This window comes from Prauserella flavalba, from assembly GCF_003202235.1.
In the GTDB taxonomy this organism is placed as follows: Bacteria; Actinomycetota; Actinomycetes; order Mycobacteriales; family Pseudonocardiaceae; genus Prauserella_A; species Prauserella_A flavalba.
Map to the genome: position 1 here is coordinate 278,896 of NZ_MASU01000005.1, position 20,775 is coordinate 299,670.

Here is a 20,775-nt window from a genome sequence, read left to right on the forward strand (position 1 = left end):
GCGGCGTGATCGAGCGGACCACCGCGCCCGTGGCGGCGCGGGAGGCGGCGGAGCGGGCCCGCGAGTACCTGCTTTCGCTCCAGCACGAGGAAGGCTGGTGGAAGGGCGAGCTCGAGACCAACGTGACGATGGACGCCGAGGACCTGATGCTCCGGCGCTTCCTCGGCATTCTCGACGAGCGGACGCTCGCCGAGTCCGCACGGTGGATCCGCTCGTGCCAGCGCGAGGACGGCACGTGGGCCAACTTCCACGGTGGGCCGGCCGACCTCTCCACCACCGTCGAGGCCTACGTCGCGCTGCGCATGGCGGGCGACCCGCTCGGCTCGGAGCACCTGCGCAGGGCGCGCGAGTACATCCTCGCCCACGGCGGCATCGAGGCCACGCGCGTCTTCACGCGCATCTGGCTCGCCCTGTTCGGCGAGTGGTCCTGGGACGAGCTGCCCGTGCTGCCGCCCGAGCTGGTGCTGCTGCCGGACTGGTTCCCGCTCAACATCTACGACTGGGCGTGCTGGGCCCGGCAGACTGTGGTTCCGCTGACCGTGGTCGGCGCGGCCCGGCCGTGCCGCGCGCTCGGCGTGAGCGTGCGGGAGCTGCGCACCGGGCGGCCGAGGCCGGAACCGGCGTCGCTGCTGACGTGGGCGGGTGCATTCCAGCGCCTCGACGACGTGCTGCACGTGCTCGAGCGCGTCCCCGTCAAACCGCTGCGCGGCGTCGCGCTCGCCCGCGCCGAGCGGTGGATCCTCGACCGGCAGGAGGCCGACGGCGGGTGGGGCGGCATCCAGCCGCCGTGGGTGTACTCGATCCTCGCGCTCAACCTGCGCGGCTACGGCACCGACCATCCGGTGCTGCGCAAGGCACTCGACGGGCTCGACGGGTTCACGATCCGCGAGCACACGCCCGAGGGCTGGGTGCGGCGGCTGGAGGCGTGCCAGTCGCCGGTGTGGGACACCGCGCTCGCGATCATCGCGCTGCTCGACGCCGGGCTCCCTCCCGACGACCCCGCGCTCGTGCGCGCCACCGACTGGGTGCTGCGCGAGGAGATCAGGAGCGACGGGGACTGGAGCGTGCGCAGACCGGGCCTGACGCCGTCTGGCTGGGCGTTCGAGTTCGCCAACGACCACTACCCGGACACCGACGACACGGCCGAGGTCGTGCTGGGCCTGAGCCGCGTCCGCCACCCCGAGCCGGCCCGGCTCGGTGAAGTGCTCGACCGGGCCGTCGCGTGGACCACCGGCATGCAGTCGCGCGACGGCGGCTGGGGCGCTTTCGACGCGGACAACACCCGGACGCTGCCGGAGAAGCTGCCGTTCTGCGACTTCGGGGCCGTGATCGACCCGCCCTCGGCCGACGTCACCGCGCACATCGTCGAGATGCTCGCCGCCCGCGGCGAGGCCGATGGCAGGCCCGCGCGGCGCGGCGTGCGCTGGTTGCTGCGGCACCAGGAACGGGACGGCTCGTGGTTCGGCCGGTGGGGCGCGAACCACGTCTACGGCACCGGCGCCGTCGTGCCCGCGCTGGTGGCGTGCGGGATTCCGGTAACGCATCCGGCGATCCGCCGCGCGGTCGGCTGGCTCACCCGCCACCAGAACCCCGACGGCGGCTGGGGTGAGGACCTGCGGTCCTATGTGGACCCGGGCTGGGCCGGCAGGGGCGAGTCCACGGCGTCGCAGACGGCGTGGGCGCTGCTCGCGCTGCTGGCCGCGGGGGAGCGCGGCGAGCCCGTGGTGCGCGGCGTCGAATGGCTCACCCGCACCCAGCGGGAGGACGGCGGCTGGGACGAACCGTGGTTCACCGGCACCGGCTTCCCCGGCGACTTCTACATCAACTACCACCTGTACCGGCTCGTCTTCCCGCTCACGGCGCTCGGCCGCTACGTGGAGGTGACCAGCGATGAAACCACCGGATGACGGCCCGATCGCCGTCTCCCCGCTGCTGCTGGAGGCCAGGAGCGTCCGCCGGGGCCTTGCCGGGGGGCACGTGGTGCTCGCGGGACCGCACGCGCGCCGGTCGAAACGCGTCGCGCGGGCGCTGCGGCAGTACCCGGACCGGCCGGTGGCCGTCGCGGGGGTCGCCGGCGCGCTCGTGCACGGCCTGCGGCCGGGGGATCTGGTGGTGGCCAGCGAGGTCCGGTCGGCGCAGGGCACGCACCACTGCCGGTCGGCTCCACTGCTCGCGGCGCAGCTGCGCAAGCTCGGCCTGACCGTCCACGTCGGACCGATGGTGGAAACCGACCACGTGGTGTGGCAGCCGGAGGGCGCGCGGCTCGCGCTCGACGGGGCGATCGCCGTGGACATGGAGTCGGCGCGGCTGCTGGACATGATCGGCTCCCGGCCCGCGGCCGTGGTGCGGGCGGTGGTGGACACCCCCACGCGGTCGCTGCTGCACCCGGCGACGGTGCCCGGCGGCATCGCCGCGCTGCGGTCGCTGCGGGCGGTCGGTCCCGCGCTGCGCCGGTGGGCGGCCGCGACCGGTGACCGCACGGTGCTGCTGGCAGGCCCCCGGTCGTTCTGCGCCGGGGTCGACCGGGCGGTGGAGATCGTGGAGCGCCTGCTCGACCGGCACGACCCGCCGATCTACGTGCGCAAGCAGATCGTGCACAACTCGCGCGTGGTGGGCGAGCTGGAACGGCGGGGCGCGGTGTTCGTCGACGAGCTCGACGAGGTGCCGGAGAACGCGACCGTCGTGTTCTCCGCGCACGGGGTCTCCCCGGCGGTGCGGGAGGCCGCCGAGGAACGCGGGCTCGACGTGGTGGACGCGACGTGCCCGCTCGTGGCCAAGGTGCACGGCGAGGCGAGGCGGTTCGCCCGCGACGGCGACACCGTGTTCCTCATCGGGCACGCCGGGCACGAGGAGGTGGAGGGGACCCTCGGTGAAGCGCCGGAGCGCACGGTGCTCGTGGAGCGGCCGGAGGACGTCGCGGGACTCGAGGTCGAGGACCCCGACCGCGTCGCCTACCTCATGCAGACCACGCTGGCGATGGACGAGGCCGCGGGGGTCGTGGACGCGCTGCGCGACCGTTTCCCGGCGTTGCGCGGACCAGGGTCGGACGACATCTGTTACGCCACCACCAACCGGCAGGACGCGGTCCGGGTGGTGGCCAGGGAGTCGGATGTCGTGCTCGTCGCGGGCTCGGGCAACTCGTCCAACTCCCGCCGCCTCGTGGAGGTGGCCCAGCGTGAGGGCACCAGGGCGTACCTGGTGGACAGCGTGAACGAGATCGACCTCGATTGGCTGGTGGGTGCCCGCACGGTCGGGCTGTCCGCCGGAGCGTCGGCGCCGACGGTACTGGTGGACGAGATCGTCGACGCGTTGGCCGGTCTCGGAGCGGTGGAGACGAGGGAGCGCACCACCGCGACCGAAACCGTGAACTTCAGCCTTCCCAAGGAGGTGCGGCACCGATGAACATGCCCCTGCACCAGGCGATACGCGTCGCGAGGCACGTGGTGACCCAGAAGCTGCGCAGGCGGGACAAGTTCCCGTTCATCATGGAGCTCGAACCGATCCTGGCCTGCAACCTCAAATGCGGGGGCTGCGGGAAGATCCAGCACCCCGCCCACATCCTCAAGCAGCGGATGCCCGTCGAGCAGGCCGTCGCCGCCGTGGAGGAGGCGGGCGCGCCGATGGTGTCGATCGCGGGCGGCGAGCCGCTCATGCACCCCGAGATCGACCGGATGGTCAACGAGCTCGTCAAGCGCAAGAAGTACGTCTTCCTGTGCACCAACGCGGTGCTGTTGCGCAAGAAGATCGACAAGCTGAACCTCAAGCCCTCCAAGTACTTCGCGTTCACCGTGCACCTCGACGGGCTGCGGGAGCGGCACGACGCCGCCGTGGCGAAGGAGGGCGTGTTCGACGAGGCCGTCGCCGCGATCCGCGAGCTGAAGCGGCGCGGCTTCCGCGTCACCACCAACACCACCGTGTTCAACACCGACACCCCGCAGAGCGTCATCGACGTGCTCGACTACCTCAACGACGAGCTCGAGATCGACTCGCTCATGCTCTCGCCCGCCTACGCCTACGAGAAGGCGCCGGACCAGGAGCACTTCCTCGGCGTGCAGGAGACCAGGGAGCTCTTCCGGAAGGCCTTCGCGAACGGCAACCGCAAGCGCTGGCGGCTCGTGCACTCCCCGTTGTTCCTCGACTTCCTCGAGGGCAAGGTCGATTTCGAGTGCACCGCGTGGGGCGTACCGCTCTACACGCTGTTCGGCTGGCAGAAGCCCTGCTACCTCATGGGCGACGGCTACGTGAAGACGTACCGGGAGCTGGTCGAGACCACCGAGTGGGAGAAGTACGGCCGTGGCCGGGACCCGCGCTGTGCCAACTGCATGGCGCACTGCGGGTACGAGCCGACATCGGTACTGGCGACCATGAGCTCCCTGAAGGAGTCCATCCGCGCGGCCCGCGAAACCTGATCGGCGACCCGCGAGTCGTGCGTTGGCGACCGCGAGTCGTGCGTTCGGCGCGCCGTGAACGCACAACTCGGCGTCGGGAGTGCACAACTCGGCGTCGGGAGTGCACGACTCGCGCACCGGAGTGCACGACTCGCGGTCAGGTGAAGCGGCGTTGCAGGGCGTCGGTGAGGGCCGGCGCCACGCCGCGCAGGCGTGCGGGCAGGCGGAGCCAGGGGGGCACGAACACCTCCGCCCGGTTCCGCTCGACAGCGGCGACGAGGGCCTCGGCCACTCGCTCCGGCGGTACCGGGCGCGGGCGGCGCCGCGCGTACGGCGTCCCGCGGCGCGCGAAGAACGGCGTGTCCACGACGCCCGGCACCACCACCGACACGCCCACGCCGCGACCGGTCACCTCGCCGCGCACGCTCGCGGCCAGCGCGTCCAGCCCCGCCTTCGTCGCCGAGTAGACGGCCTCGCCCGCGACGTTCATGCTCCCCGCGATGGACGAGACGAACACGAGGTGCCCGCGTCCGCGCTCCAGCATCCCCGGCAACACCGCGCGCACCAGCTGCACCGGCGCCAGCAGGTTCACGCGCACGAGCGTCTCCGCGTCGGCTTCCGGCATGTCCTCCAGGCGCCCAGCCCAGCCGACACCCGCGTTGCACACCAGCAGCTCCACCTCGCCCGCGGCGGCCAGCACCCGCGCGGCGGCACCGGGCTCGGTGAGGTCGGCCGCGCACGCGCGGGCACCGGCGTGCCGCGCGACGGTGTCCAGTGCCGCCGGGTCGCGGCCCGTCACCAGCACGTCACACCCCCGCCGGGCCAGCAGCGACGCCGTCGCGGCCCCGATCCCCGACGACCCGCCCGTCACCACGGCGGTCGTTCCCGCTCCGATCACCCGTCCTCCCTTCCCGGCATGCTCACCTGCGGGGCGCGCTGGCTGAGCAGCGCGATGCCGGCGATGGCGATCGCCAGCCCCAGCACCTGCCCCGCGATCCGTCCCGCACCGCCCGGCAGCTCCTCGCCGAGCCACAAGGCGCCCACACCGATGCTGACGAGCGGGTCGAGCGCGACGATCACCGCAAGCGCGGGCGCCAGCGCCACCCCGACCCGAAACGCGTTTTGGCTCAACAGGAAACCCGTCACCCCGCACACCACCACGACGTAGAAGTGCCAGTGCGTCAGCAGCGCCACCACACCGCGCCGGAGGTCGTCGGCGGCGAGCTTGGTGACCCCCGCGGTGACGCCGTACAACACCCCGGTGGCCGTCGCGAGCGCCATGACCCGCACCCGGCCCGCGAACCGTACCGCGAGCCCGACCGCCACGGCGATCATCGCCGCCAGCCCGGTCGCGAGTGGCAGGACGTCGCCCAGCTCGAGCGTGCCGTGCCCGGCCTCGGGCCTGGCCACGAGGAAGAACAGCGCCAGGCCCGCCACGCACAGTCCCGCGCCGAGCAGCACCATGCCGTCCGGGCGTTCGCGCCGCAGCCCGGCGCTGCTGAACACCGCGAACACCAGCGACGTCACCAGCAGCGGCTGCACGAACACCAGCGGCGCGGTGCTGAGCGCGACCCACTGGAACACGATGCCGAGCCCGTTGGCCAGCAGCGAGGCCAGCCACAGCGGCTGCCGCAGCAGCGTGAACACCAGCCCCCACCGCACGGGACTCCCGCCCTCGACGCGCCGCGCGGCCGTGTGCTGCAGGGCGCCCGTCAGCCCGAACGCCGCCGCCGCCAGGACCGCGGCCGGCACCGCGATCCCCAGGACGGTGTCCTGGCCGGTCATGGGCCGGCGTGGTCACCGGCCAGCTCGGCGAAGAGCGCGTGCGTGCGCGCGGCGATCCCGTCGACCAGCGCGGCGTGCGCGGGGGTGCCCGTGAACACCATCGTGACCCAGTGCCCCCACGTCATCGCGCCCCACGCGAGCCCGCTGCCGGGCGCCAGCGCCAGCACGGGGTAGGCCTCGGACATCACCGAGCCGTGCCAGCGGATCTCCCGGCGCGGGCCCGGCATGACGGTGCCGATCGCGTTGAACCAGTCCCCGCGGTAGACGCTCCTGGCGGCGAGCGTGTGCAGCCGGGGCGGCAGTCTGCCGATGAGGCGCACCACGGCATGCGCGGCCTCGGGCACCCCGGCGTCGATGCGCCTGCGCAGCCCGTCCGCCACGAGCGATGCCCTCGTGCGCAGGTCCATCGGGCCCACCGGGAGGTCCACCGACACGGCGCCGGTGTGGTTGCCCGCGGCGCGCATGCTGCCGGTCCCGCGCAGCGACCACGGCGCCATCAGCCGGAACCGCGCGCCGGGCCGTGCCCCGAGCACGTCGTGCACCGCCTCGGCGAACACCGCCTTGAGCAGGTCGGCCGGTGCGACGCCGAGTGCGCGGGCGGCCTTGCGGACCTCCCTGCCCGGCAGCCGCACGACCGCGTGGTGGCGGTCAGGGCCGGTGATCGTGACGTCCAGTGGCGTCGCGGGTGCCCTGCCCGCCCGTGCCAGCTCCCACAGCCCACCCGCGAGCTTGCCCGCGGCGGGCCGGAAACCGTTGCCGCCCACCGAGGTCGTGGGGCGGATCGCCCACGAGAGCCCGGTGCTCGTGTCGGTGTCGGACAGCAGGGCCTGCAGCACCGTCATGCCGTCGCCGAGGGCGTGGTGCAGCTTCACGAGCAGTGCCCGCCGTCCGCCGGGCAGGCCCGTCACCAGCCGCGCGGCGCCGAGCGCACGGCTCGTGTCGAGCGGCAGCGAGAAGAAGGCGTCGACGGCGCGGGCCAGGTCGCCCGACTCCACCTCGTCGACCAGCGACAGCGGGTCGGCGTGCTCGCCGGGGTCCCAGCGCGCGCGGCGCAGCGTCCTCGCCGGCAGCAGCCTGCCGCCGACGTCGGGCACGGCGGCGAGCATCCCGGCGGCGTCCTTGCGGGTGAGCGGCGGCCCCGGTTCGAACACCAGTGCCGTGCCGACGTACTGCGGCACCTCGGGGGTGCTCGCGTGCAGGAACAGCGCGTCGGGAGCGGGCAGCGGGCGTGCCCGGGCCGTGCCGGGCAGCCGGAAGAACGCGCGCAGGTCGTCGTCGAGCCGGTGTGCGCTCGCGTGCCGGCGGGCCGCCTCCTCCAAGGCGCGCAGCCGCTCCGGCCTCCTCGCCAGCTCGCGCACGGTGCCGGCCAGCTCGCCGGGGCGTACGCACACCCTGGCGAGACCCGCCTCCTCCAGCAGGCGCGCGTTGGCCTTGCCGTGTCCGGGGATCGGGTCGTGCAGCACCACGGCGCGGCCGCACGCGAGCGCCTCCAGCGCCGTCGCGCCGCCCGCGTTGGTCACCACCAGGTCGGCCGCGGTCATGAGCGTGGCCATGTCGTCGACCCAGCCCAGCACCCGCACGCGCTCGTCGCCAGCGAACCCGCGCTCCAGCCTGCGCCGCAGGCGCCCGTCGCGCCCGGTGACCACCACGACGCACGCGGCGGGGTCGCCGCCCAGCAGCTCCCGCACCGCCGCGCTGGGGTCGCCGAACGCCAGCGACCCGCACGACACGACGGCCAGCAGCCCCGTCGCCGGAAGCCCCAGCCGTGCCCGCGCCCCGCCGCGGTCACCGGGAGTGAACCGTTCCGGCACCGGGGGAGCGGAGACGGCGACCGGCGCGCCGGGCACGCTGCGCCGGGCCGGCTCCACGGCGACCTCGTGCATCACCAGGTTGACGCTCACACCCTCGTGCACCCACGAGGGGTGCGGGGCGATGTCGGAGACCCACGCCGCCGTCGGCACCGACAGTCCCCGGTGCCTGCGCAGCCACTCCAGCCCCGTGCTCCCCATCGGGTAGGTGGAGACGATCGCGTCGGGGCGCACCGCGTCGATGACGGCCGCGAGCCGCCGTCCGCTCCACGCGCCGATCACCCGCTTGGCGGCTTTCGCGAACCACCGGTGGTGCCACACCGAGGCGTAGAAGAACTCGTAGAGCCACGGCAGCCGCTCGACACTCGTGGCGTAGATCCAGCGGAACACCGGACCGGTGCCGCGCCCCATGACGTCGAGCACGTCGGCCCACTCCACCTCGACTCCGGGCCACACCCGTCGCGCCGCCGCCCGCAGGGCGCGTGCGGTCGCGTTGTGGCCCTCGCCCATGGTCGCCGAGACGATCAGCAACCGGGCAGGCCCGTCAGCCTCCGGACTCGCGCTCGTCGTCACCACCGCCCATCCGTGCCGCTGCGAGGATTCAACCACGATTCGCGGGCGAGCGTGACCCTCCGGAGTGGACGGAAGGAACGTCAGTGCTGCCTGCGCGCCATGAGCCCCAGCGCGAGCAGCAGGCGGTCGCGCGGCTCGGCGACCTTGCGCCCGGTCGCCGACTCGATGCGCTGCAGCCGGTAGATCACCGTGTTGCGGTGGCAGTACAGGCGCTGCGCCGCGTGCGTGGGGGAGCCGCCGCTGTCGATCATCGCCTCCAGTGTCTTGAACATCGTCTCCCGCTCCGGCTCCGGCAGGTCGAGCAGGCCGCCGAACGCCACCTGCTGCAGCCGGGGCGTGAGGTGCGGGTTGCCGACGAGCAGCGCCTCCGGCAGCCGGTCGTCGAGGAACGCGACCCCGGGCTCGCGCAGCGTGCGGGCGGCGGTCTGGGCCAGGGCGTAGGCGTCACCGATCTCGGCGAGCCGGTGCACCACGGGCGACGCGCCCGCACGGCCGGCCACGGCGGGGCCGAGCGCGTCGAGCACCGCGGCGGGGGAACGGTCGCCCAGCGCGATCAGGCCCACGATGTCGGAGGGCCGCACGTGCCACGACGAGACGATCCCGTGTGCCGCCAGCACATCCCGCGGCGAGCGCAGCGGGTCGTCGCGCGGGGAGTCCACCGGCGCGACGACGCACAGCATCGGCCCGCTCGTGGGCAGTCCGAGCGCGGTCGCGGCCTCCTCGGCGAGCACCGGGTCGCCGCCGCGGCCCTCCAGCAGGGCGCTGAGGAACGCGTGCCGCCTGCTGAGCTCCTGGCTGCGCAGCCGTGCCTCCTCGAGCCGGTACGCGTCGACGAGGGCCGACGAGCTGGAGTCGATCACCCGCCACACGTATCCGGCCGCGTCGAGCAGCGCGTGGTCGTAGTACCCGGCGAAGCGTTCCCGGGAGGTCTGGAGCAGTCCCTCCCAGATGACGCGGCCGCCGAGCCGGTAGGCGCGCAGCACGGCCTCCAGCGGCACGTTCTGCCGGGCGCGCAGGCGCCCGGTCTCGCGGGAGGTGTCCTGCGGGTCCTCGCCCGTGGGCACGTTGTCGCCCAGCGACTGCAGGCCGCGCTGGATGTTGCCGCGCAGGTTCTCGCGCAGCTCGTCGGGGGCCGCGATGCCAAGCTGCGCGTAGGCGGGTTCGCGCTGCAGCACGATGATCGTCAGCCGGTCGGCGAGCGCCTCGAGGTTGTCGAGCAGCACCCGGCTCAGTTTGTGCAGCGCGTCCCTCGCGGGTTCGGGGCAGTCGAGCGCTCCGTTGCCCTCGGCCGGCGATCTCATCCGCCGACCTTGGCACGGACCGCCACGCGAGGTCCAGCCGTTCCGGGCGCACAGCCCAGAAATCGGGCCCATCTTTGGGCGCGGCGCCTATGGCCGCGATTGGGCGCCGCGCATCACCCTGAGGAGCCTCGAAACCCCAAGGGCGGGAGGCGCGAGTCGTGACGTTGCCGGAAGCATCCGAGACGAGGTTTCCCAGCGCCCGGTCCGACCCGGCACCACTGTTCGCCGCCGACGGCGTCACCGTGCGCTTCGGTGGGCTCACCGCACTCGACGACGTGTCGCTCGCCGCGCGGCCGCACGAGGTGCACGGCGTGATCGGGCCCAACGGCGCAGGCAAGACCACCTTCTTCAACGTCTGCTGCGGGTTCGTCCGCCCGGACACCGGAACCCTGTGGTGGCGAGGGGAACCGCTGCCGGGGCTGCGGCCGGCCCAGCTGGCCGGGATGGGCATCGCCCGCACGCTGCAGGGGCTCGGCCTGTTCGCCGGGCTCACCGTGGCGGAGAACGTGATGGTGGGCGCGGATCGCTTCCGCCGCACGGGTTTCGCCTCGGCGCTGTTCGCGCTTCCCCGCGCGGGGGCCGACGAGCGGCGGTTGCGTGAGCGGGCCGATGCCGCGATGCGCGAGGTGGGCGTCGAGGACGTCGCGGCGCGCCATCCGGGCAGCCTGCCCTACCCGGTGCGCAAACGGGTCGCGCTCGCGCGGGCACTGGCCGCCGATCCGGAGCTGCTGCTGCTCGACGAGCCGGCCAGCGGCCTCGGCGCCGGCGAGATGGCCGAGCTCGGCGAGCTCGTGCGCGGGCTGACCGCGCGCATGACCGTGATTCTCGTCGACCACCACATGGACCTCGTCATGTCCGTCTGCGACCGGATCACGGTGCTCGACTTCGGCCGGGTCGTGGCCGAGGGCGCTCCCGCGCAGGTGCGGGACGACCCCGCGGTGATCGACGCCTACCTCGGCGAGGAGGCCCGGCATGGCTGAGCACGGCGGCGCACTGGAGATCAGGGGACTTTCCGCGCGCTACGGCCCGGTGACCGCCCTCGACGCCGTCGACATCACCGCCTCGCCGGGGCGGATCACGGCGGTGCTCGGCGCGAACGGGGCCGGCAAGACCACGTTGCTGCGCACGATCTCCGGCCTCGTCAAGGGAGCCGACGGCAGCGTGCTGCTGGGCGGGCGCGACCTCACCGGTGCGCCGGCGGAGACCATCGCGCGCGCAGGGATCGCGCACGTGCCCGAGGGCCGCGGCGTGATCACCGAGCTCACCGTCGAGGAGAACCTGCGCCTCGGCGAGCTGCTCGGCACCGCGCGACGGGGTTCCCGGAACAGGGAGCACCGGCTGGGCACCGTGTACGAGATGTTCCCGGCGCTGGCGCAGCGGCGGCGCAGAGAGGCCAACTCGCTCTCCGGCGGTGAGCGGCAGATGCTCGTGATCGGCAGGGCGCTGCTGTCGGCGCCCGAGGTGCTGCTGCTGGACGAGCCGTCGCTCGGCCTGGCACCCCGCATCGTGGCGCAGCTCTTCGCGCTCATCCGCGACCTCGTCGACCGCGAGGGGATCACGGTACTGCTCGTCGAGCAGAACGCGCGCAGCGCCCTGTCCATCGCCGACACCGGCTTCGTGCTCAACCTCGGCCGCGTCGTGGCGGCGGCCGACGCGGCCTCGCTCGCCGGGGACGCCGACCTCCGCCACGCCTACCTCGGGTTCTAGCCGTCTGGCAGGGAGGACGACGCAGACCATGCAGCAGTTCGTCAACATCACGCTGAACGGCCTCAGCCAGGGCGCGATCTACGCGGCCTTCGCGCTGGCGCTCGTGCTCATCTGGCGGGCGACCAGGATCATCAACTTCGCCCAGGGTGCGATGGCCATGTTCACCACCTATCTCGCGCTGCCCCTCATCGAGAGCGGGCAGTCCTACTGGGCCGGTTTCGCCGCCGCGCTCGTGGCCGGGCTCGTGCTCGGCGCGCTCGTGGAGCGGATCGTGATGCGGCCCGTGGAGGGCGGCCCCGAGCTGAACGCGGTGATCGTGACGCTCGGCCTGTTCATCGCGTTGCAGGCACTCGCGGCGATCCTCTTCGGCGCGACCTTCCAGTCGTTCCCCGCGCCGTTCGGGCTGCGCGGGTTCACCGTCGGGGAGTTCACGATCGCGTTCACGCCGTTCAGCGTCTTCGTCATCGGCTCGGTGCTGGTGGTGATGCTCGCGCTCACCGCGCTGTTCCGGTTCACCGACCTCGGGTTGCGCATGCGCGCGTCGGCGTTCAGCCAGGAGGTGTCCCGGCTGCTCGGCGTGCGGGTCGGCCGGATGCTCACGCTCGGCTGGGCGTTCGCCGCCGTCGTGGGCTCGCTCGCCGGGCTGCTCATCGCGGGCGGCAACCTCGTGCACCCGGCGTACATGGACGCGGTGATCGTGTACGGCTTCGTCGCCGCTGTCCTGGGCGGGCTGGAGAGCCCCGGTGGTGCCGTCGCGGGCGGGCTGATCATCGGGCTCGCACTGTCCTATGTGAGCGGTTACCTCGGCAGTGAGCTGGTGACACTCGCGGCACTGGGCATCCTCGTCGCGGTGCTGCTGGTGCGCCCGCGCGGGCTGTTCACCCGCGTCGCGGAGAGGAGGGTCTGATGCGTGCCGTGCTGCGCCGTCTCGTGCCCCGGTCGCTGCTGCTGCGCAACCTCCTGGGCGTGGTGGCGGGGCTCGTCGTCGTGGTGCTCGTGCTGGAGACCACGAGCCCGTTCCGCAACTCGCAGTTCGCCACCATGTCCTACTACGCCATCGCGGCGGCCGGGCTCACCGTCCTCACCGGACTCAACGGGCAGATCTCGCTCGGCCACGGCGCGCTGATGGCCGTCGGCGCCTACACCACCGCCCTGCTGCTGCAGGGCGGTTCCGTCCCGTTCCCGCTCGCGATGCTGGCGGCGGCCGTGGTGACGGCGCTGGTCGGTGTCGTGGTCGGCGCCGCGGCCGCCCGCCTGCACGGGCCGTACCTCGCCGGGGCGACGCTCGCGCTCGCCGTGGGCGTGCCGGGACTGGCGATCTACTTCGACGGCCTGCTCGGCGGGGAACAGGGGCTCAGCGTGCGCTCGCCGCGCCCACCCGGCTGGTTCGCCGACGCGCACTACTTTCTCACCGCGGGCGAGCTCGGCGGCGCCAAGTACCTCGCCTATATCGGCTGGATCACGCTGCTCGTGGTGGTGCTGCTGCTGGCGAACCTGATGGCGGGACGGTACGGCCGCGTGTGGCGGGCGGTGCGCGACGACGAGGTGGCCGCCGAGCTCGCCGGCATGCGGCTGGGCGGGCTGCGGATCCTCGCGTTCGTGGTGAGTGCCGCGTGCGCGGGTCTCGCGGGCGCGGTGCTCGCGATGGTGGTGCGGCTCGCCGCGCCGAGCGGGTTCACGATAGTGCTCTCGCTGTCACTGCTGACCGCCGTGGTGGTGGGCGGGCTCGGCAGCATCCCGGGCGCGTTGCTGGGCAGCGCGCTGCTGGTGTTCCTGCCGCCCGCCGTGACGAACCTCGGCACGGGCGCGGGCCTGACCGGGGTGCAGGCCGCGCAGCTCGCGCCGTTCGTCTACGGCGTGGTGCTCGTGGTGGTGATGCTGCTCGCTCCCGGCGGGGTGATGGGACTGCTCCGCCGGCTCTGGCGTCGGGGAATCAACCAAGGAGGAAGCACATGAGGCGACCGGGACATCGCGGTCTCGCGACCGGGGCCCTGGCGGCGATCGCGGCGCTGCTGATCTCGTCGTGCGGCGCGGGCGGACGACCCGAGGAGGGCGAGGGCGGTGGCGCCTCCGACGTGGGGGTGACCGCGGAGAGCGTCAAGGTCGGCGGGCACTTCCCGCTGACCGGCGTCGCGGCGCCCGGCTACAGCGAGATCCCGACCGGGGCGAAGGCGTACTTCGACTACGTCAACGCCAACGGGGGAGTGCACGGCCGCACCATCGACTACGTCTACCGCGACGACGCGTACAACCCCACCAACACGAGCCAGGTCGTGAACGAGCTGGTGCTGCAGGACGAGATCTTCGCGATGGTCGGCGGGCTCGGCACCCCCACTCACAGCGCGGTGCTGGACTTCCTCAACGGCGAGGGCGTGCCCGACCTGTTCGTGTCGTCGGGCTCGCTGCTGTGGAACCAGCCGGGCAAGAACCCGCAGACGTTCGGCTGGCAGCCCGACTACGAGGTCGAGGGCAAGATCATCGGCCAGTACGTGAAGCAGCACCTGCCGGACGCGAAGGTGGGCTTGTTCCTGCAGGACGACGACTTCGGCGACGACGGCGAGAAGGGCGCGCGGGCCTACATCGGCGACCAGATCGTGGCCGCCGAGCGGTACGCGCCCGGCAACACCGACGTGGCGCCGCAGATCGCCGCGTTGCAGGCCGCCGGCGCCGACGTGGTGATCGGCTTCAACGTGCCCTCCTACACGGCGCTGAGCCAGCTGACGGCGATGCGGCTGAACTACCGTCCACAGTGGATCTACAGCAACGTCGGCTCGGACCCGGCGCTGGTGGGTTCCCTGCTGAGCCGGTTCTCCGAGGGCAAGGTGACCGACGCGGCGATGTTGGAGGGTGTGATCACCACGGAGTACCTGCCGGGCGTGGACGCGCCGGACAACCCGTGGACGCGCCTGTGGCAGAGGGTGTGGGACGCCCACGGCGGCAGGGGCGAGCTGACCAACTACCGGATCTATGGTATGGCGCAGGCGTACACCTTCGTGCAGGCGCTGCAGGCGGCGGGCCCGGAGCCGACGCGGGAGGGCATCGTGCGGGCGCTCGAGGAGGTCGGCGGCGAGCTGCGTGGTCCCGCGTTCGTGCCGTACCGGTACTCGGCCGACTCGCACGCCGGCCTCGGCGGGGTGAAGGTGGTCCGCATCGCCGGCGACGCCACGGAGGACCTCGGCCCGGTGCTGGTGACCGGAAACGGCGACACCGAGATCACGGAGTACACCGAGCAGCACGCCGGCCCTCCGGCCAACGGCATCCCGAACGTCGAACCGGTGAGCTGACGCCCGCGCGAGTCGTGCGTTCGGGACCGCGAGTCGTGCGTTCGGGACCGCGAGTTGTGCGTTCGGGCGCGCGAGTCGTGCGTTCGGGACCGCGAGTTGTGCGTTCGGGCGCGCGAGTCGTGCGTTCGGGACCGCGAGTTGTGCGTTCGGAACGGAAACTCGCCTTCCGGAGCGGGCACCTCGCCGGCCGGGCGGGGAACTCGCGGTCGGGAGTGCACGACTCGCGATCGGGAGTGCACGACTCGGCGTCGGGAGTGCACGACTCGCGATCGGGAGTGCACGACTCGGCGTCGGGAGTGCACGACTCGCGAACGGGAACGCACGACTCGGCGTCGGGAACGCACGACTCGCGAACGGGAGCGCACGACTCGCGCGCCGGGGTCCGTTATGTGAGGCCCAGGGCCGCCGTGAGGAGGCGGGCGGCGCCACCACCCGCCTCGATCGCCACGTCGAGAGCCGCCGAGACGCCGAGATCGTCAGCGAGCAGGGCACGGATGCGCTCGACGTCGGCGTCGCCCGCCTCGATCGGGCGCCCCGCCGCGCGGTGGAGCCGCTCCAGCCGCGACGCGGCGGCGTCGAGCACCGCGGGGGTGTAGTCCCAGCTCCGCGCCCACGGGCGGTCGATGATCGCCAGCCGCACGACCGAGGCCGGGTAACGGGCCAGCAGGTCCTCCAGCAGCACCAGGTTGCCCACCGACTTGGCCATCTTGACGCCGTCGACGGTCACGGTCCCGACGTGCAGCCACGCCCGCGCGTACGGGGTGACGCCGGACAGCGCCTCGGCCATCGCCGCGTGGTAGGCGTGGTGCGGGAACCGCAGGTCGGCGCCGCCGGCGTGAAAGTCCACGCCCACGCCGAACACCGACTCCGACATCGCCACGCACTCGGCGTGCCAGCCCGGCCGCCCCGGCCCCCACGGCGAGTCCCACGCCGGGTAGCCGGGTTCGCCCGGCTGCCACACGGCGACGTCGAGCGGATGCTCCTTGGCGGGGTCGTCGGGCCTGCCTCCGTACTCGGTCGCGAGCCGCAGCGCCTCCTCCTCGCCGAGCCCGGCGCGCTCGGCGACCCGCTCGCCCCGGAAGTAGACGCCACCGCCCCGTTCGTAGGCGACCCCCGCGTCGAGCAGCGCCGCGGCGAGCCGCAGTACCGCGTCGACGTAGCTGTGCGCCCTGGGCTCGAAGTCCGGCGCGCGGATGCCGAGCGCGGCCATGTCGCCCTCGAAGTTGAACTGCTGGAACGCCGCGAGCTGGTCGTAGGGCGCACCGGTCTGCCGAGCCGCCTCCACGAGGACGTCGTCGACGTCCGTGACGTTGCGGCACACGATGGGCTCCACGCCGAGCACGCGCAGCACCCGCCGCAGCGTGTCGACCCACACGAACGTCGCGGCATGGCCGAGGTGGGTCACCTCGTAGGGCGTGATGCCGCACGCGTAGATCCGCGCCCGGTCGAGCAGCCGCACGGGCCTGCCCGCGAGCGTGACCGCGGTGGCGCCGGCCACCGGGCGCTTTCTCGTCATCGACTGGAACGTCATGCCCACCAACGATGCCTCACGCGGGGCCGGGACGCGACTCCCTTGACCGTGCGCTCGCCGCGACCGTACAGTCGTGCCGTAGGACGACAACCGTGCCGTAAGACGGCACAGTCAGCGAGGGACTATGGCGTTCGCGCTGGGACACCTGAAGGTCATCGACCTGACCCAGGTCATGGCCGGCCCCTACTGTTGTCAGCTCCTCGGCGACCTCGGCGCCGACGTGATCAAGGTCGAGCCCGTGGGCAAGGGCGACGCCACCCGCCAGGCGACCGGCCACCGGCTGCCGCACGGCGAGAGCGCGGCGTTCCTCGCCGTGAACCGGAACAAGCGCAGCATCGCGCTGGACCTCAAGAGCGACCGGGGCCGCGAGGCGTTCTACCGCCTGATCCGTGACGCCGACGTCGTGGTGGAGAGCTTCCGGCCCGGCGTCGCGGCGAAGCTCGGGGTGGACTACCCGGCACTGAGAGCGGTCAACGAGCGGATCGTCTACGCCTCGATCTCCGGGTTCGGCCAGACCGGCCCCTACGCGCAGCGCCCCGGCTACGACCTGATCGCGCAGGCGATGTCGGGCGTCATGAGCGTCACCGGCGACGCGGACGGCGACCCGGTGAAGAGCGGCGTGCCCGTCGCCGACATGTCCGCGGGCCTGTTCTGCGCAGTCGGCATCCTCAGCGCGTGCCTCTCCCGCGAGGTCACCGGCCAGGGCCAGGCCATCGACACGTCCCTCTACGACGCCGCGCTGGCCCTGTCGATCTGGGAGACCTCCGAGCTGTGGGCCACCGGCAAGGCACCGCAGCGGCTCGGCTCCGCGCACCGGGTCAACGCGCCGTACCAGGCCCTGCCCACCCGCGACGGCCATCTCACCATCGGCGCCAACAACGACCGGCTGTGGCAGCGGCTGTGCTCCGTGCTCGGCAGGGAGGACCTGCTGGCCGACGAGCGTTTCGCCGGCAACACCGACCGGGTGCGCCACCGCGAGGAGCTCGCCGCCGAGCTGAGCGCGACCCTCAAGGAGCGGGACACCGATGACTGGGTCGGCGCGCTGCTGGAGGCCGGCGTGCCCGCCGGGCCGATCCGGGACTACGCGCAGTCGTGCTCGGACCCGCACACGCTGGCCCGCGAGATGGTCGTGGAGCTGGACCACCCGACGGAGGGGAAGGTCCGTTCGCTCGGGATCCCGGTGAAGCTCAGTGAGACCCCGGGCACCATCCGCCGCGTCGCGCCCGCTCTGGGCGAGCACACCGACGAGCTGCTGCGCGCGGCCGGCTGGACCGACGAGGAGATCGCCACGCTGCGAGCCGAGGGAGCCGTGGGATGACCGACCAGGTACTGACCGAGTTCCGCGGCTCCGTGGCGGTGGCGACGTTCAACCGCCCCGAGGCGCGCAACGCGATGACGTGGGAGATGTACGACGCGCTCGTGGAGTTCTGCGAGCGTGTCGACGCCGACGAGGACGTGCGTGTGGCCGTGCTGCGCGGCGCGGGCGGCAAGGCGTTCGTGGCGGGCACCGACATCGCGCAGTTCCGCGAGTTCCGCGGCGCCGGTGACGGGCTCGCCTACGAGAAGCGCATCGAGGGTGTGCTGTCGCGCCTCGAGCAGGTGCGGGTGCCGACGATCGCCGCCATCGACGGCTACGCCACCGGCGGCGGCCTGTCCATCGCGGCGGCGTGCGACCTGCGCGTCGCGACGCCGAAGGCGAAGTTCGGCCTGCCCATCGCGCGCACGGTCGGCAACTGCCTCTCGATGGCGAGCTACGCGCGGCTGGTGCACCTCGTCGGTGCCACGCGCGCCATCCACCTCATCTACACCGCGGGTTTCGTCGGGGCGGAGGACGCCGAACGGGCGGGTCTCGTCTCGGAGCTGGTCGGCGAGTCCGAACTGGACGATCGCGTCAACGCGCTGTGCGAGCAGCTCGCCACGCAAGCGCCGCTGACCATGCGGGCCGCGAAGATCGCGGTGCGGCGGCTGCGTGAGCACGCGCTGCCGCCCGGCGACGACCTGATCGCGATGTGCTATGGCAGCGAGGACTTCCAGGAGGGCGTGGCCGCGTTCACCGAGAAGCGCACCCCGCAGTGGCGTGGCCGGTGACGGGCCGTGCGGGGCTCACACCGGCAGCCGGTAGCCGAGTGTCGCGCTGATCCGCTGCGCGGCCTCGAGCACGAGCTCGCCGTAGGTCTGCCTGAGCTCGTCGGTCATCCTGCTGCCCGGCGCCGAGACGGAGATGCTCGCGACCGGCGTGCCGTCGTGGTCGAAGATCGGCGAGGCGACGGCGGTGATGTCGGTCCGCCACTCGCCGACGTTCGAGGCGTAGCCGCGCTTGGCCACGCGGTCCAGCTCGGCGAAGAACTCGTCCCAGTCGACGATCGTCCTGCCCGTATAGCGTTCCAGCTTCCCGCCGAGGATCTCGCGCACCTGTTCACGCGGCAGGGACGCGAGCATGGCCTTGCCGTTGGAGGAGCCGTGCAGCGGCACGGCGCTGCCGAGCGGGATCACCGCGCGGATGGGGTGCTCGGTCTCGACGCGCTCGATGAGCACGGCGCGGTCGCCCTCGCGCACCATCAGGTGCGAGGTCTCGCCGGTCTCCTTGCGCAGCTCGTGCATGATCGCCGTCGCGGCGTCGCGGACGCTGAGGTCGGCGATCGCGCGCTGGCCGATGTGCAGTGCCCGGGTGGTGAGTACCCAGCGCGTCACCTCGGCGCCGTCGGGGCAGATCCAGCCCGCCGTCCACAGTGTCCGGAGGGCGCGCTGGACGGTGCTCTTGGGCAGGCGCAGCCTGCGGGCCAGCTCGCCGACCCCGACCGGCTGCGCGTACGCGACCTCTTCCAGCACGCGGAAGGCGGAGAGGACGGTGCGCATTCCCTCGCTCATCACCGAAGTCTAACCGCCGCGGGCACGAGGGGAGCCCGCCGACACCGGCGGGCTCCGCTCGGCTCACAACCAGCCGGGCACCACGAAGATCAGGCAGGTGACCACCGGCGCGACGGCGATCATGCTCATGCCCCAGATCATCAGGCGCCGGAACATCGTGTCCCGGTGCTCCTCGGGTGTGCTCGCCACGACGAGAGCGCCGCTGGTGGAGAACGGCGACGAGTCGACGATCGACGAGGACAGCGCCAGCGCGATGATCATGCCGACCGCTCCGACCTGGCCGGTCTGCAGGAACGGCACCGCCAGCGGGATGAGCGCGCCGAGGATGCCGGTCGTGGACGCGAACGCCGACACCGCACCGCCGATGAGACAGATCACGAACGCGGCCAGCAGCGGTACCCCGATGCCGGCGACGCTGTCGCCGAGGAACTCGATCGTGCCCACGCGCTCCATCAGGCCCACGTAGGTCACCACGCCGCAGATCAGCAGCACGGTGGGCCACGCGACCTCGCCGAAGCACGTCTTGGTGTCCTTCGGCGAGAGCAGGCAGATGGTCGTCGCGATGCCGAGCGCCAGCAGGCCCACGTCGAACTCCAGGGCCAGCGCGCCGACGGCGAGCACCACCAGGCCGATCAGCGTCACGGTGCGCTGCGTGTTGAGGGTCGTCACCTGGGTGACGGGCTGGGTGCTCGTGCGCGTGGCCGTCGTGGCACCGCCGCCACCGCCACCGCCACTGCCCACGGGCTCGCCGGTGTCACCGGAGCCGCCGCCGGCGGGCTCGCCGCCCGTCTCGTCGGTGGTGACGCGCCGGCGCAGCAACTGCTTGCCACCGAAGAGGAAGAACACCACGACGCTCAGCAGTGCGTTGAACAGGAACGAGCTGATCCACAGCAGCACCGGGTTCCCGGGAAGGCCGCTGCGTTCCACGACCCCGTTGGTGATGCTGCCGAAAATGCTGATGGGGGAGAATCCACCCGCGCTGGCGCCGTTGATGATGAGCAGGCCCATGAGCATCGGGTTGATCCGGTAGCGCGTGGCGAAGTTCAGCCCGATCGGCGCCATGATGGCGACCGCCCCCGGCACCACGGCGCCCACCATCGTCAGCAGGCTCGTGACCAGGAACATCACCCACGGGATGAGCGCGATTCTGCCTTTCACGGCACGGACTCCGGCGTGGATGAGCCAGTCGACGGTGCCGTTTGCCTTGGCGATGGCGAACAACAGTGTCACGCCGACCAGTACGACGAAAAGGTCACCGGGAAAGCCGGAGAACAGATCGTCGGCGGACTCGTCGTAAATGAAGGTACCGATCAGGAAGGCGCCGAGAAAGGCCACCGCTCCCATGTTCACCGATCGCAGAGTCGCGAGGAGAAAAATGAGAACCAGGCCGATGATCGAATAAATCTGTATGGACATGTGGCTCCTCGAGGCAGGCGTTGGCTCGCGGCCGCGACGGAATTCAGTGATTCCGCAATGCGAAAGCGTGGTCTCGCACCGAGGAAGTATGGCGCGCGACACTTTTGACCGTCA

At 72.6% G+C, this 20,775-nt stretch carries 17 protein-coding genes; 10 read left to right on the forward strand and 7 right to left on the reverse strand.

Annotated elements, in window-relative coordinates; genetic code table 11:
- Positions 1 to 5 precede the first annotated feature (5 nt).
- Genes shc through hpnH form a run of 3 tightly spaced genes read left to right on the forward strand, consistent with a single transcriptional unit; the run spans position 6 to position 4,409 of the window.
- On the forward strand, positions 6 to 1,907 hold the full coding sequence (gene shc / locus BA062_RS08655) for a squalene--hopene cyclase (protein WP_425452905.1): 1,902 nt from the start codon (positions 6 to 8) through the stop codon (positions 1,905 to 1,907).
- On the forward strand, positions 1,891 to 3,402 hold the full coding sequence (locus tag BA062_RS08660; protein WP_110335545.1) for a 4-hydroxy-3-methylbut-2-enyl diphosphate reductase: 1,512 nt from the start codon (positions 1,891 to 1,893) through the stop codon (positions 3,400 to 3,402). Before shc ends, BA062_RS08660 begins: the two co-directional genes overlap by 17 nt.
- Complete coding sequence (hpnH, locus tag BA062_RS08665; protein ID WP_110335546.1) at positions 3,399 to 4,409, forward strand: adenosyl-hopene transferase HpnH; 1,011 nt, start codon at positions 3,399 to 3,401, stop codon at positions 4,407 to 4,409. The genes BA062_RS08660 and hpnH overlap by 4 nt, the downstream gene beginning before the upstream one ends.
- A 136-nt stretch (positions 4,410 to 4,545) precedes the next feature.
- Here the strand turns inward: hpnH and BA062_RS08670 are convergent, their stop codons facing one another.
- From BA062_RS08670 to BA062_RS08685, 4 genes are all read right to left on the reverse strand, one after another.
- Positions 4,546 to 5,286, reverse strand: coding sequence for an SDR family NAD(P)-dependent oxidoreductase (locus BA062_RS08670; protein ID WP_110335547.1), 741 nt, complete (start codon positions 5,284 to 5,286; stop codon positions 4,546 to 4,548).
- Positions 5,283 to 6,173 (reverse strand): DMT family transporter, encoded by an 891-nt coding sequence (locus BA062_RS08675; protein ID WP_110335548.1) that lies wholly within the window; start codon positions 6,171 to 6,173, stop codon positions 5,283 to 5,285. Before BA062_RS08675 ends, BA062_RS08670 begins: the two co-directional genes overlap by 4 nt.
- Complete coding sequence (locus BA062_RS08680) at positions 6,170 to 8,557, reverse strand: wax ester/triacylglycerol synthase domain-containing protein (protein WP_146240014.1); 2,388 nt, start codon at positions 8,555 to 8,557, stop codon at positions 6,170 to 6,172. Before BA062_RS08680 ends, BA062_RS08675 begins: the two co-directional genes overlap by 4 nt.
- A 77-nt stretch (positions 8,558 to 8,634) precedes the next feature.
- Positions 8,635 to 9,855 carry a PucR family transcriptional regulator gene (locus BA062_RS08685; RefSeq protein ID WP_110335550.1) on the reverse strand — a complete coding sequence of 407 codons (1,221 nt, stop codon included), beginning with the start codon at positions 9,853 to 9,855 and terminating at the stop codon, positions 8,635 to 8,637.
- A gap of 158 nt (positions 9,856 to 10,013) precedes the next feature.
- Between BA062_RS08685 and BA062_RS08690 the strand changes: the two genes are divergently transcribed.
- From BA062_RS08690 to BA062_RS08710, 5 genes are read left to right on the forward strand one after another with little or no spacing between them, the layout of a single operon-like run.
- Positions 10,014 to 10,835 (forward strand): ABC transporter ATP-binding protein, encoded by an 822-nt coding sequence (locus BA062_RS08690; protein WP_110335551.1) that lies wholly within the window; start codon positions 10,014 to 10,016, stop codon positions 10,833 to 10,835.
- A complete protein-coding gene (locus tag BA062_RS08695) occupies positions 10,828 to 11,562 on the forward strand; it encodes an ABC transporter ATP-binding protein (RefSeq protein WP_110335552.1) in 735 nt (244 codons plus the stop codon). Before BA062_RS08690 ends, BA062_RS08695 begins: the two co-directional genes overlap by 8 nt.
- Positions 11,563 to 11,590: 28 nt before the next feature.
- Positions 11,591 to 12,469, forward strand: coding sequence for a branched-chain amino acid ABC transporter permease (locus tag BA062_RS08700; protein WP_110335553.1), 879 nt, complete (start codon positions 11,591 to 11,593; stop codon positions 12,467 to 12,469).
- The gene (locus tag BA062_RS08705; protein WP_110335554.1) at positions 12,469 to 13,518 is read left to right on the forward strand and encodes a branched-chain amino acid ABC transporter permease; all 1,050 of its coding nucleotides are present in this window, start codon (positions 12,469 to 12,471) and stop codon (positions 13,516 to 13,518) included. The genes BA062_RS08700 and BA062_RS08705 overlap by 1 nt, the downstream gene beginning before the upstream one ends.
- Positions 13,515 to 14,846 carry an ABC transporter substrate-binding protein gene (locus BA062_RS08710; protein WP_110335555.1) on the forward strand — a complete coding sequence of 444 codons (1,332 nt, stop codon included), beginning with the start codon at positions 13,515 to 13,517 and terminating at the stop codon, positions 14,844 to 14,846. The genes BA062_RS08705 and BA062_RS08710 overlap by 4 nt, the downstream gene beginning before the upstream one ends.
- A gap of 385 nt (positions 14,847 to 15,231) precedes the next feature.
- Here the strand turns inward: BA062_RS08710 and BA062_RS08715 are convergent, their stop codons facing one another.
- Entirely contained in the window at positions 15,232 to 16,377 is a 1,146-nt protein-coding gene (locus tag BA062_RS08715; protein ID WP_110337115.1) for a class I tRNA ligase family protein, read from the reverse strand.
- 124 nt (positions 16,378 to 16,501) lie between these two features.
- Here BA062_RS08715 and BA062_RS08720 point away from each other — a divergent pair, with 124 nt between their 5' ends.
- Both BA062_RS08720 and BA062_RS08725 read left to right on the forward strand, forming a co-directional pair.
- Positions 16,502 to 17,695, forward strand: coding sequence for a CaiB/BaiF CoA transferase family protein (locus BA062_RS08720; protein ID WP_110335556.1), 1,194 nt, complete (start codon positions 16,502 to 16,504; stop codon positions 17,693 to 17,695).
- A complete protein-coding gene (locus BA062_RS08725; protein ID WP_110335557.1) occupies positions 17,692 to 18,465 on the forward strand; it encodes an enoyl-CoA hydratase/isomerase family protein in 774 nt (257 codons plus the stop codon). Before BA062_RS08720 ends, BA062_RS08725 begins: the two co-directional genes overlap by 4 nt.
- A 15-nt stretch (positions 18,466 to 18,480) precedes the next feature.
- Here the strand turns inward: BA062_RS08725 and BA062_RS08730 are convergent, their stop codons facing one another.
- Positions 18,481 to 19,245: an IclR family transcriptional regulator gene (locus BA062_RS08730; RefSeq protein ID WP_210406806.1), complete on the reverse strand. Its 765-nt coding sequence runs from the start codon at positions 19,243 to 19,245 to the stop codon at positions 18,481 to 18,483.
- A 63-nt stretch (positions 19,246 to 19,308) separates the two neighbouring features.
- Positions 19,309 to 20,661: an SLC13 family permease gene (locus tag BA062_RS08735; RefSeq protein WP_110335559.1), complete on the reverse strand. Its 1,353-nt coding sequence runs from the start codon at positions 20,659 to 20,661 to the stop codon at positions 19,309 to 19,311.
- Positions 20,662 to 20,775: the final 114 nt, after the last annotated feature.

Coding starts and splice junctions, on each gene's coding strand:
- BA062_RS08705 (WP_110335554.1), top strand. CDS start 12,469: ATGCGTGCCGTGCTGCGCCGTCTCGTGCCCCGGTCGCTGCTGCTGCGC.
- BA062_RS08725 (WP_110335557.1), top strand. CDS start 17,692: ATGACCGACCAGGTACTGACCGAGTTCCGCGGCTCCGTGGCGGTGGCG.
- BA062_RS08735 (WP_110335559.1), bottom strand. CDS start 20,661: ATGTCCATACAGATTTATTCGATCATCGGCCTGGTTCTCATTTTTCTC.
- BA062_RS08695 (WP_110335552.1), top strand. CDS start 10,828: ATGGCTGAGCACGGCGGCGCACTGGAGATCAGGGGACTTTCCGCGCGC.
- BA062_RS08685 (WP_110335550.1), bottom strand. CDS start 9,855: ATGAGATCGCCGGCCGAGGGCAACGGAGCGCTCGACTGCCCCGAACCC.
- BA062_RS08710 (WP_110335555.1), top strand. CDS start 13,515: ATGAGGCGACCGGGACATCGCGGTCTCGCGACCGGGGCCCTGGCGGCG.
- BA062_RS08700 (WP_110335553.1), top strand. CDS start 11,591: ATGCAGCAGTTCGTCAACATCACGCTGAACGGCCTCAGCCAGGGCGCG.
- BA062_RS08730 (WP_210406806.1), bottom strand. CDS start 19,245: ATGAGCGAGGGAATGCGCACCGTCCTCTCCGCCTTCCGCGTGCTGGAA.
- BA062_RS08720 (WP_110335556.1), top strand. CDS start 16,502: ATGGCGTTCGCGCTGGGACACCTGAAGGTCATCGACCTGACCCAGGTC.
- BA062_RS08660 (WP_110335545.1), top strand. CDS start 1,891: ATGAAACCACCGGATGACGGCCCGATCGCCGTCTCCCCGCTGCTGCTG.
- BA062_RS08715 (WP_110337115.1), bottom strand. CDS start 16,377: ATGACGTTCCAGTCGATGACGAGAAAGCGCCCGGTGGCCGGCGCCACC.
- hpnH (WP_110335546.1), top strand. CDS start 3,399: ATGAACATGCCCCTGCACCAGGCGATACGCGTCGCGAGGCACGTGGTG.
- BA062_RS08675 (WP_110335548.1), bottom strand. CDS start 6,173: ATGACCGGCCAGGACACCGTCCTGGGGATCGCGGTGCCGGCCGCGGTC.